This is a genomic window from Pseudomonas sp. yb_2, assembly GCF_043103905.1.
Lineage (GTDB): Bacteria > Pseudomonadota > Gammaproteobacteria > Pseudomonadales > Pseudomonadaceae > Aquipseudomonas > Aquipseudomonas alloputida.
The window spans coordinates 1-14907 of sequence record NZ_JBICKH010000068.1; the positions used below are offsets into that span (position 1 = coordinate 1).

14 protein-coding genes and 1 pseudogene are annotated in these 14907 nt (G+C 63.1%); 13 read left to right on the plus strand and 2 right to left on the minus strand.

Features of this window, described 5'->3' with window-relative positions; translation table 11 throughout:
- The 7 genes and pseudogenes from ACF8FB_RS16830 to ACF8FB_RS16860 all read left to right on the plus strand — a co-directional run.
- A partial coding sequence (locus ACF8FB_RS16830) for an RHS repeat domain-containing protein (protein ID WP_392509989.1) occupies positions 1-867 on the plus strand: 867 nt, incomplete at its 5' end.
- A complete protein-coding gene (locus ACF8FB_RS16835) occupies positions 861-1337 on the plus strand; it encodes a hypothetical protein (RefSeq protein ID WP_049586064.1) in 477 nt (158 codons plus the stop codon). The genes ACF8FB_RS16830 and ACF8FB_RS16835, both read left to right, overlap by 7 nt.
- Positions 1338-1534: 197 nt before the next feature.
- Positions 1535-2443, plus strand: a pseudogene (locus ACF8FB_RS16840) (type IV secretion protein Rhs); the annotation flags it as partial.
- A 171-nt stretch (positions 2444-2614) separates the two neighbouring features.
- Positions 2615-3790, plus strand: a complete 1176-nt coding sequence (locus ACF8FB_RS16845) for a M20 aminoacylase family protein (protein ID WP_350297827.1) — start codon at positions 2615-2617, stop codon at positions 3788-3790.
- Positions 3791-3873: 83 nt separating this feature from the next.
- On the plus strand, positions 3874-5184 hold the full coding sequence (locus ACF8FB_RS16850; protein WP_173880463.1) for a citrate-proton symporter: 1311 nt from the start codon (positions 3874-3876) through the stop codon (positions 5182-5184).
- Positions 5181-6638: an amidase gene (locus ACF8FB_RS16855; RefSeq protein ID WP_350297828.1), complete on the plus strand. Its 1458-nt coding sequence runs from the start codon at positions 5181-5183 to the stop codon at positions 6636-6638. The genes ACF8FB_RS16850 and ACF8FB_RS16855 overlap by 4 nt, the downstream gene beginning before the upstream one ends.
- 64 nt (positions 6639-6702) lie before the next feature.
- Entirely contained in the window at positions 6703-7476 is a 774-nt protein-coding gene (locus tag ACF8FB_RS16860; protein ID WP_350297829.1) for a helix-turn-helix domain-containing protein, read from the plus strand.
- Between the two features lie 77 nt (positions 7477-7553).
- On the opposite strand, the gene ACF8FB_RS16865 is transcribed toward ACF8FB_RS16860, so the two are convergent.
- Positions 7554-8426: a helix-turn-helix domain-containing protein gene (locus ACF8FB_RS16865; protein ID WP_012052399.1), complete on the minus strand. Its 873-nt coding sequence runs from the start codon at positions 8424-8426 to the stop codon at positions 7554-7556.
- 176 nt (positions 8427-8602) lie between these two features.
- Between ACF8FB_RS16865 and ACF8FB_RS16870 the strand changes: the two genes are divergently transcribed.
- From ACF8FB_RS16870 to ACF8FB_RS16885, 4 genes are read left to right on the plus strand one after another with little or no spacing between them, the layout of a single operon-like run.
- Complete coding sequence (locus ACF8FB_RS16870) at positions 8603-9430, plus strand: SDR family NAD(P)-dependent oxidoreductase (RefSeq protein WP_004374198.1); 828 nt, start codon at positions 8603-8605, stop codon at positions 9428-9430.
- Positions 9427-11142, plus strand: a complete 1716-nt coding sequence (locus ACF8FB_RS16875; RefSeq protein WP_392511579.1) for an FAD-dependent oxidoreductase — start codon at positions 9427-9429, stop codon at positions 11140-11142. The genes ACF8FB_RS16870 and ACF8FB_RS16875 overlap by 4 nt, the downstream gene beginning before the upstream one ends.
- Positions 11142-11468 carry an NIPSNAP family protein gene (locus tag ACF8FB_RS16880; RefSeq protein WP_004374204.1) on the plus strand — a complete coding sequence of 109 codons (327 nt, stop codon included), beginning with the start codon at positions 11142-11144 and terminating at the stop codon, positions 11466-11468. The genes ACF8FB_RS16875 and ACF8FB_RS16880 overlap by 1 nt, the downstream gene beginning before the upstream one ends.
- Positions 11469-11512: 44 nt before the next feature.
- Positions 11513-12898 carry an MFS transporter gene (locus ACF8FB_RS16885; protein WP_392511580.1) on the plus strand — a complete coding sequence of 462 codons (1386 nt, stop codon included), beginning with the start codon at positions 11513-11515 and terminating at the stop codon, positions 12896-12898.
- Here ACF8FB_RS16885 and ACF8FB_RS16890 read toward each other — a convergent pair.
- Entirely contained in the window at positions 12895-13578 is a 684-nt protein-coding gene (locus tag ACF8FB_RS16890; protein ID WP_004374207.1) for an HAD family phosphatase, read from the minus strand. The genes ACF8FB_RS16885 and ACF8FB_RS16890 overlap by 4 nt on opposite strands.
- Before the next feature lie 91 nt (positions 13579-13669).
- Here ACF8FB_RS16890 and lexA point away from each other — a divergent pair, with 91 nt between their 5' ends.
- Positions 13670-14287: a transcriptional repressor LexA gene (lexA, locus tag ACF8FB_RS16895; protein ID WP_012052394.1), complete on the plus strand. Its 618-nt coding sequence runs from the start codon at positions 13670-13672 to the stop codon at positions 14285-14287.
- Positions 14287-14907, plus strand: a complete 621-nt coding sequence (gene imuA / locus ACF8FB_RS16900) for a translesion DNA synthesis-associated protein ImuA (protein ID WP_392511581.1) — start codon at positions 14287-14289, stop codon at positions 14905-14907. Before lexA ends, imuA begins: the two co-directional genes overlap by 1 nt.

Sequence of the window (14907 nt, forward strand, 5' to 3'; positions counted from 1 at the left end):
GGCAAGCTGGATAGCCAAGGCGAGTACCGGTACGACAGCTTGGGGAGGCGAATAGCCAAGCAGGCTGAAATCAATGGCGAGGTCGAGCAGAAGCGCTTCCTCTGGCAGGGGCTGAGGATGCTGCGGGAGGAAACGCCAGGGCAGAGCATCTTGTACCTGTACGAGCCGGGTAGCTATGCGCCGTTAGCGCGGGTCGATCAAGTTGAAGGGGAAGAGCAGAAGGTCTATTACTTCCATACGGATCAGATTGGGACGCCGCTTGAGCTGACGGATAGCGAGGGTGAGATTGTTTGGCAGGCGACGTATCGCTCTTGGGGCACGATAGAAACTTTGTCGATCAAAGAGGTCGATCAGAATCTGCGCTTCCAAGGTCAGTACTTTGATGCTGAAACAGGGCTGCACTATAATACCTTCCGATATTATTATTCTGAAGTGGGACGTTATGTCACTCAGGACCCTATTGGTTTAGATGGCGGGCTAAATCTTTATCGCTATGGTCAGAATCCGGCAGGGTGGATCGACCCGTGGGGATGGGAGTGTTGGAGTACTGCTCGAAAAAACTATTGGAAAGCTGAGGCCAAAGCACCTACTCGTGCCTACTCACCCACAAACCTTGTGCGTATGGCTGAGGGGAAAGCGCCCAAAATGACAGTTGAGGTGATTTCGCGCAAGACCGATAAAATATCAATTAGAGAGTATGCATTAGAACTTCATCATAATGATATTCCTCAGCGAGTGGGTGGGGCGGGTGTACATGATTCGTCAAATTTGCTCGCGCTTACTCCATGGGAGCATGAGGCTGTCGACCAGTTTAGGCATGTAGGGTCTGACTTGATTAGAGTAATTAAAGGAGTTGATGTATGGTAATCAATGGCGGTTCATTGGCGGAGAATCTAGTTGGGTCGTCTGCTTATAGGGAGTTACTTGCGGAGCTAGTCGACGCTACAGGTATTGAGGTTGAGTCGGAATATGCAGAAGTATTCGCTCGCCTCGACTCTGCTAAGATTGTAAAGGCAAAGGTTGATATTGATGACTTGATGTCCATATTGACAAACAAAATGGATCTTATAAAGCAGTATTCTATTTGTAAGTTCCAAGCGCTTTCAGATGAGGAGGATGAGGAAGAGTATCCCGTTGGCGCAGAGCCTTCTGGCGATGAAAGAAGTAAAACTCTTTCGGTTGGGAAATATTCACAAGGTTTTTTGTTGACCAATCTTATTGAATTTGCATTGGCGATGTCTGGTCGTGAATGCCTGCTGGAATATATTAAATTGTGTAGAATCCCAAATGCAAAAAAATATACTGATCAAATAATCAAGTTGACAGGTCTTGGGTAGCGCTGACTGTCGCTATGGTTGGTTTTGTTTGAATTTGCTAATTGTATTTTGCAGGTGTCCGTAGTTCTTTAATAACATGTTAGGTAGTATTTCGGGGCGAAAGCCCCGATGACCCTATAAATCGTCAATTCAGAAATTGCGTCTTTCATAGGAAGGGCGCCACTTCTTTGGCAGCACTACCACAGGTCTGCACCGAAGGTGGCCACTACCGCTGGGAAACCCTCAGCGGCAAACCGCGCGTGGTCGAGCACTGGACCAGCGACGGCGAGCACTACCACTTCCGCTGATAGCCGCACCAGCCGGGCCACCGACGTACTTGGCCGCGAGCTGGAAGTGCAGTACAACGCCGACCACCGCGTGGTCGCCAGCCGCGATTATGGCGGGGAGCGTTACGCCATCGAGCTGGACGAACACGGCAATATGGTTGGCCTGACCTTGCCGGACGGTAACCGCCTGCAATTCAAGTACGACGAATTCTCCCGCTTGCTCGAAGAGACCGACCCGCTGGGCCGCAAGACCACCTACGAATATCACCACCTGACCACGCTGGTGAACCAGGTCAGCTACCCGGATGGCAGCACTTGGCGAGCGCGCTACGACGACAAGGGCAACCTGCTCTCCGAATTCGATGCCCTCGGCCAGATGACCGAGTACCTGAACAGCGATGACGGCCTGCCGCACACGATCATCGATGCGACCTACAAGTCCAAGTACCTGTGGTGGAACACCCTGGCCCAGGTCGAGCGCTACCAGGACTGTTCGGGCAAGAGTACGTACTACCGCTATGACGAACGCCAGCACCTGGTGGCGGTGACCGATGCGCTGAACCAGACCACCACGCTGGCGCGCAAGCCCGACGGCGAAGTGCTGCGCATCAGCCACCCGGACGGCACCACGGAAAGCTTCACCTACAACGTCTACGGTCAGGTGCTCAGCCACACCGACGGCAAGGGCCAGACCACCCGCCTGATGCGCACGGCCCGCGGCCTGCCGAGCAGCCGCCAGGATGCCAAGGGCCAGCGGGTTCGCTACGAGTACGACAAGGCCGCCTGACCGCACTATTCAACGAAAACAACGCCACGTACAGCTTTACCTACGACTCCAGCTCCACACCCATTCCGCTTCTCCCCCCGACTGGTTCCGCTGGGCGGAACCACATTCGTTTGTGATCCCGAGTCACTCGCGCTTATCTGTGAGCCAAGCACGACCTGCCTCACCTGTCGTGACCTGAAGGCGAACAACAAGAACGGGAAACCACCCGCGCGAGGAGACTCCACATGTCCCGACATCAGCATATCCAGGCCTGGCTCGCCGACGTGGCCAGCGACCTGCACGCGATCCGTCACGATATCCACGCTCACCCGGAACTGGGCTTTGAAGAAAGCCGCACCTCGGCATTGGTCGCCCGACTGCTGGAGGAATGGGGCTATGAAGTGCACACCGGTATCGGCAAGACCGGCGTGGTCGGCGTGCTGCGCAATGGCAGCAGCCCCCGCCGGCTGGGCCTGCGCGCCGACATGGACGCGCTGCCCATCCACGAAGCATCGGGTGCGGCATACAGCAGCCAGCACCCAGGCTGCATGCACGCCTGTGGTCATGACGGGCACACCACCATGCTGCTTGGCGCCGCACGCTACCTGGCGGCCACCCGGCAGTTCGACGGCACGCTGACACTGATCTTCCAGCCGGCCGAGGAGGGCCAGGGCGGGGCCGAGGCGATGCTGGCCGACGGCCTGCTGGAGCGCTTCCCATGTGATGCGCTATTTGGCATGCACAACATGCCAGGGCTGCCGGCCGGACACCTGGGGTTTCGTGAAGGGCCGATGATGGCTTCGCAAGACCTGCTGACGGTGACCCTGGACGGGGTGGGTGGCCATGGCTCGATGCCGCACCTGACCGTCGACCCGCTGGTGGCGGCCGCCAGTGTGGTGATGGCGCTGCAAACCGTGGTGGCGCGCAATATCGATGCGCAGGAGGCGGCAGTGGTTACCGTCGGCGCGTTGCAGGCCGGCGAAGCGGCCAACGTGATTCCGCAACAGGCGCTGTTGCGCCTTAGCCTGCGCGCGCTGAACGCCGAGGTGCGGGCGCAGGCCCTTGAGCGGGTGCGGGCAATCATCGTCAGTCAGGCCGAGAGCTTTGGCTGCCGCGCCAGCATCGAGCACCGCCCGGCCTACCCGGTGCTGGTCAACCATGCCGCTGAAAACGCCTTTGCTACCCAGGTAGGGGTCGAGTTGCTGGGCGCCCAGGCGGTGGATGGCAACACCCGCAAGCTGATGGGCAGCGAAGACTTCGCCTGGATGCTGCAGCGCTGCCCGGGGGCCTACCTGTTCATCGGCAATGGTGTATCGCGGCCGATGGTGCACAACCCGGCCTACGACTTCAACGACGACATCCTGCTGACCGGCGCCGCCTATTGGGGCGCGCTGGCAGAGCGCTGGCTGGCACCTGCCTGATTGTCCCTTTTTGACCACTGCCGCTGGAACCCGGGCGCGACTGCGCCTGGGCGATCACCCAATCATTGTGTGGAGTGTTCCCTATGCAGACTTCGAGCACCGGCGTGTCGCGTACCCGGCAAGTGGTGGCCGCCGTTATTGGCAACGCCCTGGAATGGTATGACTTTATCGTGTATGGCTTTCTGGCCAGCATCATCGCCCGGCAGTTCTTCCCGTCCGACGACGCGTACGCCTCGCTGCTGATGGCCCTTGCCACCTTCGGCGTCGGGTTTTTCATGCGCCCGGTGGGCGGCGTGCTGCTGGGCATGTATTCCGACCGCAAGGGCCGCAAGGCGGCCATGCAGATGATCATCCGCCTGATGACCGTGTCCATCGCCATGATCGCCTTCGCGCCCGACTACCTGGCCATCGGCATGGCTGCGCCGCTGCTGATCGTGGTGGCGCGCATGCTGCAGGGCTTTGCCACCGGTGGTGAATACGCCAGCGCCACGGCATTTCTGGTGGAAAGCGCGCCTGCCCACCGCAAGGGCCTGTATGGTTCGTGGCAATTGGTAGGGCAGTGCCTGGCGGTGTTTTCCGGGGCGGCAATGGTGGCGTTGGTTACCCACCTGTGCTCGCCTGAGGCGCTGGACAGCTGGGGCTGGCGCATCCCGTTCGTGCTGGGCCTGCTGATCGGGCCGGTCGGGCTGTGGATTCGCAAGCATATGGAGGAGCCTGAGGCGTTTGTCGAGGCGCGTCGCCATGCCAAGGGCCAGTCGCCCGGCCTGTGGCAGGTGCTGCGTGAACACCGGCGCAGCCTGCTGGTGTCGATGGGGTTGGCCTGCGGCGCGACGGTTTCGTTCTACGTGGTGCTGGTGAACATGCCGACCTTCGCCCACAAAAGCCTAGGCCTGCCGCTGGACCAGGTGCTGCTGGTGCAGATGCTCGCCGTGGGGCTGATGACCCTCGTGATTCCGTTGTCCGGGGCGCTGTCTGACCGGCTGGGGCGGCGCCCGGTGCTGATGGCCTTCACCCTGGCGTTCTTCGTGATGGTCTACCCACTGTATGTGTGGGTGGCCGCTGCGCCTTCACTGGAGCGCCTGTTGGTCATGCAACTGCTGTTGTGCACGGCCATCGGTGGTTTCTTCGGCCCGGCACCTACTGCCCTGGCCGAACAGTTCCCGGTCCAGGTGCGTTCCACCGGCGTGTCGGTGGCCTACAACGTGGCGGTGATGGTGTTCGGTGGCTTTGCCCCGTTGATCGTGACCTGGCTCACCCAGGTGCTCGGCACCCCAGTGGCGCCGGCGTTCTACGTGCTGTTTGCCTGCGTGCTGACATTGCTGGGCACCTATTGCCTGAAAGAAGCACCGCGGGCAGTCAAGCCTGCCGCCTTCAACCTTGGAGTAAAACCGTGAAGCCGCTAGCCATCGACCCCATTGTTGCCCTTGATGCCGAGGCACTGTCCCAGGCCATCCATGCCCGCCAGTTGTCATGCCGGGAGGTGATGCAGGCCTACCTGGGGCATGTCGAGCGCTTCAATCGGCAGGTCAATGCACTGGTCTCGCTGCGCCCGGCCGAAGTGCTGCTGGCCGAGGCCGAGACGCGTGACCGCGAACTGGCCTGTGGCCATTCGCGCGGCTGGATGCATGGCATGCCGCAGGCAATCAAGGACCTCGCCGCCACGGCCGGGCTGCGTACCACGCTCGGCTCGCCGCTGTTTGCCGAGCAGGTACCCGAACAGGATGCGATCAGCGTGGCGCGGGTGCGGGCGAGCGGGGCATTGATCATGGGCAAGAGCAATGTGCCTGAGTTTGGCCTGGGCTCGCAAAGCTACAACCCCTTGTTTGGCACCACCACCAACGCCTACGACCCGTCGCGGGTGGCGGGTGGCAGCAGCGGTGGGGCTGCAGCGGCGCTGGCCATGCGCTTGCTGCCGGTGGCCGACGGCAGCGACATGATGGGCTCGCTGCGCAACCCGGCGGCGTTCAATAACCTGTTCGGCCTGCGCCCATCGCAGGGCCGCGTGCCGCATGGGCCGGCGCCCGAGCTGTTCGTGCAGCAGTTGGCCACAGAAGGGCCGATGGGCCGCAGTGTGGTCGACGTGGCGCGGCTGCTGTCGATACAGGCGGGTGTTGATGCCCGGGCGCCGCTGTCGCTGAGCGAAGGCCGGCGCGATTTTGCCGTTGGCTTGCCGCGCGATTTTCGCGGTGTACGGGTGGGCTGGCTGGGCGACTACAACGGCTATCTGCCGATGGATGACGGGGTAATGAGCCTGTGCGAGTCGGCGCTGGCCGACTTTGCCGAGCTGGGCTGCCAGGTCGAGGCCTGCCAGCCGGCATTCGACCTGGCGCGCTTGTGGCAATGCTGGCTGACCCACCGCCACTTCCTGGTGCATGGCAACCTCGGCGCAGCCTATGCCGACCCTGGCAAGCGCGCATTGCTCAAGCCCGAAGCACAGTGGGAGGTGGAAGGTGGCTTGCAGCTGAGTGCGGCGGCGCTGTACCAGGCTTCGTTGGACCGCAGCGACTGGTACCGCGCCATGGGCAAGCTGTTCGAGCGTTACGACTTCCTGCTGTTGCCCTCGGCCCAGGTGTTCCCTTTCGATGCACGCCAGCCATGGCCGACGGTGGTCGGGGGGCGGGCAATGGACACCTACCACCGCTGGATGGAAGTGGTGATCGGGCCGACCCTGGCCGGCTTGCCGAGCATCAGCGTGCCGGTGGGGTTCAATGCTGCCGGGTTGCCCATGGGCCTGCAAATCATAGGCCCGGCGCAGGCCGACCATGCCGTGCTGCAGCTGGCGTATGCCCATGAACAGCTCACCCGCTGGGTGGTGCGCTGCCCGCCACAACGCCTGCTTGCGCCATGAAAGCATGGGCAGGCGCGGATCTTGCTGGCTATCCTGACCATCCCGCTACAAGGAGGTCATACCCATGGGCATCACGGCAGACAGCGGCGGCGTGCGGTCGGTGGAGCGGGCGCTGGCCATTGTCGACCTGCTGGGCGAACACCAGGCGTTGGGCCTGGAAGAACTGCACTACCTGACGGCGCTGCCCAAGGCCACGGTGTCGCGCATGATCGCCACCTTGCAGGCGCAAGGCTGGGTGTACCGCGGCCTTGCCGACCGGCGCTACCGGCTGTGCGCGCGACGCCTGTTCGGTGACCGCCAGTTGCGTTTCAAGCGGCGCCTGGTGGAAAGCGCAGCGCCCATGCTGCTGGAGCTGAGTGAGCGCACCGGGCTGGTCGCTGACCTGTCGTGTTTCGACGGCCAGCGGCTGGAGGTGATGGAAAGCGCCATTCCCCAGGTGCTGCGCAAGCGCTATCCGCTCACCAGTCAGATCGTTGGGCAGCATGCCAGCCTGTTTCATTCGGCAATGGGGCGGGCGTGCCTGGGGGAGCTGGCGGTGGACGAAGTGCAGCGCCTGGCGGCCCATGAGCGGCTGGGTGACGACGGGTTGTTGCGCGATATCGAAGAACAAGCGCACAAGGGCTTTGGTCAGCGCACCGAAGGCTACTGGGAATACCCGGTGCGCCTGCCGTTCCTGATTCGCGCCATTGCCTTGCCGGTATATGCCGAAGGGCGCCTGGCCGGCAGCATTGCCTTGCAATGGCCGCTGGATCAGGCGCCGGTGGAGCGGGTGTCGAGCCTGCACCTGAGCAGTTTGGCGACCACGGTGGGGGAAGTGCAGCGGGCCTTGGCTGTTTGATGTTTCCTGCACGGGTTTCTTCGCGGGTAAGCCACAGACGCGTGCATTGCCAGTACCGCCCACAGAACCTGCGGGCGTTATTGGCCCTCCCGAAATCCGCTAGGGCTCACCCCCGCCTGCTTGCGAAAGAACCGGCTGAAATACCCCACATCGGCAAACCCCAGCTCATGGGCGATCTCTTTCACGCTCAGGCTCGAATGCCCGAGCATGCGCTTGGCCTCCAGCACCAATCGGGCATTGATCACATTCATCGGCGTCATGCCCAGGTGTTCCTGGCACAACCGCCCCAACGTCACCAGGGTCATGCCCAACTCGGCGGCGTATTCCGCCAGTGGCCAGTGCGCGCGGTAGTGCATGTCTACCAGCTCGCGAAAAGCAGTCAGCTGCTGGCTGCGTCTTGATACTGGGCGCTGCTCACCTGCGGGCATGTACGGCTCATGGCGCAGGACATGGATCATCAGTGCCAGCAATAGCGCCATGCTGCTGGCCACATGCTCGCGGGCGCGATTGTGGTATTCCTCGCGCAGGGCCCGAAACAGGGGCAACAACGGGTCTTCATCGGCGGCCCAGTGGGGCAGGGCAATCACCTGTGGTTTGCGCAGTTGCACCAGCACGCTGGGTGCCAGCACCTGGGCGATGCTATCCAGCGGGTGCTGCGCAGCCGTGATTACCTGGCCTTCTACCTGGCTGGCCCAATGAAAACCATGCACCACCTGCGCCGGGACGTACACCACGCAGGGCGCATGAACCTGAAACCGGTCACTGTCGAACAGCACCTCGCCGCCACCGCTTTGCAGGTACAACAGCTGCAGCAAGCCTTCGTGACGGTGTGCGGCAATCTCCCAGTTGTGCGCGCCAGAGCGCTGGGATATCTGCTCCACATGCAAGGCTTCGTGCCACACCGGCTGCGCGGTTTCACCGTACAGGGCGTAATTGGGGATCTTGTTCATGGTGTTGTAATTGTTCTGTTCAGTACCCGCTACTGTGCCATAGCTGCCCGCAGGCTTCAGGGCGCAGTGGGCAAATTGACGGGAATGTGGGGCTGGTTGCAGGTTTTGTCCATTCTGCCGGTGGGCCTGCCGGCCATAGCCTGTTACCCAGAACAAGCAACGCTCTGGAGAACAGCATGCACAACAACAAGATCCTTTCTCAGTGGCTAGGCCTGGAGTCGGCCGTATGCGTGGTGACCGGCGCGGCCGGCGGCATTGGCGCAGCGTTGGCCGCAGCCTTGGTGGAGCAGCAGGCCCACGTGGTGCTGCTTGACCGCGACCTGGACAAATGCCGCGAACTGGCGGCCACCCTGGGGGAACACAGTGCAGGCGAAGTCAGTGCCCTGGCCTGCGACATTGCCGACCCGGCCAGCGTGGAGCAGGCTGCGGCCCAGGTACAGGCGCTGCATGGGCGCTGCGATGTACTGGTCAATAATGCCAGCGTGCTGCGCCCCGGCGCGCTGGACACGCTAAGCCTGGAACAATGGAATCAGGTGCTGGCGGTCAACCTCAGTGGCTACCTTTTGTGTGCCCAGGCCTTTGGCCGTTCCATGCTGGACTGCGGCCAGGGCCGTATCGTGCATGTGGCCTCGATTGCAGCACATTACCCGCAACCCAACAGTGGCGCCTACAGCGCGGCGAAGGCAGGCGTCAGCATGTTGTCGCGGCAGATCGCCGTGGAATGGGGGCCACGCGGTGTGCGCAGCAACGCCGTATGCCCGGGTTTGATCCGCACGCCATTGTCGGCGGCGTTCTATGCCGACCCACAGGTGGAGCGCCGGCGTAGCGCCATGACCGCCAACCAGCGCATCGGTGAGCCGCAAGACATCGCCGAAGCCGTGCTGTTTCTGGCCAGCCGCCGCGCCGACTATATCAACGGCGCCGAGCTGACCGTGGATGGCGGACTGGAAAGCATGCCCATGGCATTGATCCCGCGCCCTGGCTTCGAGGGGGCAGGCCAATGAATACGCGTAGCTGCGATGTACTGGTCATCGGTGCGGGTGCTGGCGGCCTGGCGACAGCCATCACGGCGAAAAAGCTTGGCCTGGATGTGATCGTCATCGAAAAGGAGGCGTGCTTCGGCGGCACCACGGCGTTTTCCGGCGGCGTGCTGTGGGTGCCGGGCACCCGGCACGGGAGCAATGACAGCCAAGCAGCGGCCATGACCTACCTGCGCAACGAAACCGGTGCCTGCTTCGATGCGGCCGGGGTGGAGGCATTCTTGCGCTACGCGCCGCAGATGGTTGAGTTTTTCGAGCGCGAGACGGCAGTCAAGTTCGTGCCCACGTTGTACCCCGATTATCACCCGCAGGTGGAAGGCGGCGTCGATGTGGGCCGCTCGATACTGGCCGCACCTTACGACATCCGTGGTCTGGGCCCCGACATGGCGCGGTTGCGCCCGCCGCTGAAGACCATCACCTTCATCGGCATGATGTTCAACTCGTCGAATGCCGACCTCAAACACTTCTTCAATGTCACCCGTTCGTTGACCTCGTTCGCCTACGTGGCCAAACGCCTGCTGACCCATTTGAAGGAGCTGGCCTTGTACCGACGCGGCACCCAGGTCACCAGTGGCAATGCCCTGGCAGCACGGCTGGTACGCTCGGCACTGGACCTGGGCATTCCGATTCTCACAGGCACCCCGGCGCGGCAGTTGCTGCGCGAAGGGGCGCGGGTAGTGGGGGCGATGACCGGGCAGGCCGGCAGCGAGCAGCGCATCGAGGCCCGGCGTGGGGTGGTGCTGGCCTGTGGCGGTTTCTCCCATGACCTGCAACGGCTGCGCCAGGCCTACCCGCATGTACGGCGTGGCGGCGAGCATTTTTCACCGGTGCCAGCGGGCAACACCGGCGATGGCGCGCGCATGGCCGAGGCGCTGGGAGCAAAGGTCGATATCTGCCTGCAGGCACCTGCAGCCTGGATGCCGGTATCGAAGGTGCCGGTGGGTGGTGGGCGGCATATTGCCTTTCCGCATTTGCTCGACCGCTACAAGCCGGGTGTGATCGGCGTGCTGCGTTCGGGGCAGCGATTCACCAATGAGTCGAATGCCTACCACGACGTAGGCGCAGCGCTGATTGAGGCGTGTTCCGACCAGGCAGAAACCGCCATGTGGCTGGTGTGCGACCGCCGCACACTGGCCAAATACGGGCTGGGCTTTGCCAAGCCTGCGCCGATGCCGCTGGGGCCATTGCTGCGCAACGGTTACCTGCTCAAGGGCCAGACCCTGGCGGAGTTGGCCGGCAAGGCCGGTATCGATGCGCAAGGGCTGGAGCAGACTGTGCGCGAGTACAACCTTGGCGCTGTCCACGGTGAAGACCGTCAGTTCGGCCGCGGCAGCACCAGCTTCAATCGCTACCTGGCCGACCCGCAGCAACAACCCAACCCGTGCGTAGCGCCGGTTGGCGAGGGACCGTACTTTGCCGTGAAAGTCATCATGGGCGATCTGGGCACTTTCGACGGGCTGCGCACCCGTGTGACCGGTGAAGTGTTGGCGGCCGACGGGCAAGTCATCGACGGCCTGTATGCGGTGGGTAACGACCGCGCCAGCATCATGGGCGGCAACTACCCCGGGGCGGGTATCACCCTGGGGCCAATCATGACCTTTGCCTACATCACCGGGCGCCACCTGGCGGGTGTCGAGCAGGGGCTGGCGGCGGGCAACGCACGGGAGGTGGCGTGATGGACAAGCCTGTGGTCGACCACCGCATCTACACCATTCGCCCGCGCGGCATGGCGGCCTTTCTCGAGGCGTTCGACCAGCTGGCGATGCCGATCCTGCTGCGCCACCTCGGTGCACCCCTGGCGTTTTACACCAGCAGCATCGGGCCGTTGAACCAGGTGGTGCACTTGTGGGGCTATGACAGCCTCGATGACTTCGAGAAGCGCAGCGCAGCGCGGGATGCCGACCCGGACTTTGCCGCGTACCTGCATGCTACCCGCGACCTGGTGGTGGCTCAGGAGACACGCATCATAAGGCCTGTGCGCTTACCCAGCCTTTTCCACTAGGGCTGCGACAAACACCGTCATAACAACAACAACAGGTGATACCTATGAACAACACGCTCGACGTGCGCCAACTGATTGACCAGCAACCCATCGGCCGCTACCAGAAATGGGTGGTGTTCCTTGGCTTTCTCATCATCGCCCTGGACGGCCTGGACGTCGCCATCATCGGCTTCATTGCCCCGCAATTGAAAAGCGACTGGGGCCTGGATGCGCAAAGTCTGGGCCCGGTATTGAGCGCCGCGTTGATCGGCCTGGCACTTGGCGCCCTGATTGCCGGCCCCTTGGCGGACCGTTACGGGCGCAAGGCGGTGTTGCTGTGCAGCGTCCTGCTGTTCGGCCTCTGGACACTGGCCTCGGCCTTTTCACCCAACCTGGAAGCCCTGGTCGCGTTGCGCTTTCTGACCGGCCTGGGCCTGGGCGCAGCCATGCCCAATGCCAGCACCCTGGTCAGCGAGTATGCCCCGGCACGCAGCCGCTCGCTGCTCATTACCCTGGCATTCTGCGGGTTCTCCCTGGGCGCGGCGGCAGGTGGCTTCGTCAGCGCCTGGATGATTCCGAACCTGGGCTGGCGCAGTGTCTTGGCATTGGGTGGGGTGTTGCCGCTAATGGTTCTGCCGTTGCTGTATTGGCGCCTGCCGGAATCGGTGACGTTCCTGGTCAGCAAGGGGGCGGACCGCAAGCGCATTCTGGCCATTGTCCGTCGCCTGGCACCTGAGCATGTCAACGCCGACACGAACTTTGTCTTGCCCGGTAAAGCCCAGGCTGCAGGCGGTGCAATCGGCACTATCCTCTCTGCGCGGTATCGCTTTGGTACCTGCATGCTCTGGGGCGGGTACGTGCTGGCGCTGTTCCTGGTCTATCTGTTCAGCGGCTGGTTGCCGACGCTGGTGAAGGAGGGGGGCGGGTTCTCGGTGCCCGAAGCGGCCATCGTCACGGCCTGTTTCCAGATTGGCGGCCCGTTGGGCGCAATTTCGGTGGGTTGGGCCATGGATCGTTACCCGGCGCAGCGCGTGCTGGTACTGACCTTCCTGTTCAGTGGTGCGGTGATTTTTGCAATTGGTCAGGTCGCTGCGGACTTCGCCTGGTTGTGCGCGGTTGCGAGCGCTGTGGGCTTTGGCCTTAATGGGGCAAGTGTTGGCATGAATGCACTGGCGGCGGCTTTTTACCCGACTGAAGCACGGGCGACCGGGGCCAGCTGGATGAGCGGCATCGGGCGCCTGGGTGCGATTCTCAGTGCCTTTGCCGGGGCACAGATGCTGGCGCTGGGCTGGAGTTTTGCCCAGGTGTTCGCTTCGTTGTTGCTACCCGCAGGGTTGGCGGCTTTGGCGGTATGGCTACAGGGGCGAAATGCGGCGTCACGGCTTAGCGTTCAAGGCTGTACATCCGGCACCCCGGCTGCAGCGCCAGCAGGTTCGGCTCCCACTCCCTAGCCTTCGGGAACACACCCCCTATCTGAAGCCATACGCTCGATCAACGCCCACAACGCCGCATCATTGAAATCGTCGACAACCAGCCTGGCGCCCGCCGCCAGCAACCGCTCCGGGGTCTGCGTCGTGGCCACGCCCACGGTAAAGATCCCCGCGCCACTGGCCGCGGCCGTCCCCGGCAATGAGTCCTCGAAGGCCAGCGCTTGCCCGGCCTCGGCACCCAGCCGCTGCAGGCCGGTGAGGTAGGGCAGCGGGTCAGGTTTGGGCCGTGCCAGCTCTTCGGCCACCAGCACATGTTCAAAGTGCTGGCCAAGGCCCATGGCGTTCAGCATGTGCTCGGCGTTCAGCCGCGGTGCGTTGGTCACCACACACATGCCGATGTCATGGGCCTGGGCATGCTCCAGCAGGCGCAACAGGCCTGGCATTGGCTCAAGCGACGGCGACATTGCGCGGAACAGCGCTTCCTTGCGGTCGGCCAACGCCTGGCACTGTTCGACACTGGCGCCGCTGAACAGCTCGGCGAACAGCTCGCCGTTGGCGCGGCCGCTGACCTGGGCGTCGAACTGCGCCTGGCTCAGCTCGCGGCCGTCGTGTTCGCGCAGCAGTTGGCGAAAGGCCTGCAGGTGCAGGGTGTCAGTGTCGGTGAGGGTACCGTCAAGGTCGAACAGCAGGGCGGTCAGCATGGGATATCCAGATGAAAAAACACAAGCTAGGGGATCATAACCAAAGCTGACGACGAAGGGGGCTGTTCAGCGTGCTCCGAAAAGAGTACAAATGTGCTCCATGGACACTCTTACCCCCAAACGCCGCGCCATTTTCGAATTTATCCGTGAGCGCATTGCCGAACATGGTCAGCCGCCGAGCCTGGCCGATATCGCCACGCGCTTCGGTTTTGCCTCGCGCAGCGTTGCGCGCAAGCACATCACCGCCCTGTGCCAGGCCGGTTACATCGATGTCACGCCAAACCAGGCCCGGGGCATACGCCTGGCCGAACCGCTGCGCCGGCCGGAAATCCTCGAAATACCCGTGCTGGGCCAGGTGGCGGCGGGTGCCCCCATCGGCCCGGACCTGGACATCCACGAGCAGTTGCTGCTCGACCCCAGCCTGTTCCGCCGTACCCCCGACTACCTGCTGAAGGTGCGGGGCGACTCGATGATCGACGACGGCATCTTTGACGGTGACCTGGTCGGCATCCTGCAACAGGCTGACGCCCGCGACGGGCAAATCGTGGTTGCGCGCCTGGACGGCGAAGTGACCATCAAGCGCCTGCAACGCCAAGGCGGCACTTACCGGCTGTTGCCACGCAACCCGGCCTATGCGCCGATCGATGTGCAGCCCGAACAGGACTTTTTCATCGAAGGCGTGTTCTGCGGCTTGCTGAGGCGCGACTGATGGGCGCCGTGGTCGACCTCGACAGGCTGCTGGAGCAGCGCCGGGTATGGCGCGGCCGGCAGGCCCAGGCGCGGTCACTCGGGCTGCAGCCCACCGGCCATGCGGCCCTCGACGAACGTTTGCCGGAAGGTGGCTGGCCGGCGGCAGCACTGAGCGAGCTGTTGCTGGCCAACCCCGGTTGTGGCGAATTGCAGTTGCTGTGGCCAACCCTGGCCCGGCTGAGTGCAGAAGCCAGCAGAGTGGTGCTGGTGGCTCCACCCTTCATCCCTTTTGCACCGGCCTGGCAGGCAGCGGGGGTGGACCTGCGCTGGCTGGTACAGGTGGATGCCGAGCCTGCCGATGCCCTGTGGGCTGCCGAACAGTGCCTGCGCTCGGGCAGTTGCGCGGCGGTGCTGTGCTGGCCGGAACGTGCCGATGACCGCGCCCTGCGGCGCTTGCAGGTAGCGGCCGAAACCGGGCAGGCACTGGCGTTCGCCTGCAGGCCGCAGCAGGCGTCGCACAACCCTTCACCCGCAGCGCTGCGCATTGCAGTCGACACACGCCCGGCGCAATGGCGCGTGCTGAAAAGCCGGGGTGGCATGCCACCAGCGCTGCCAATACCCTGCCCGGGGCGGGGCTGA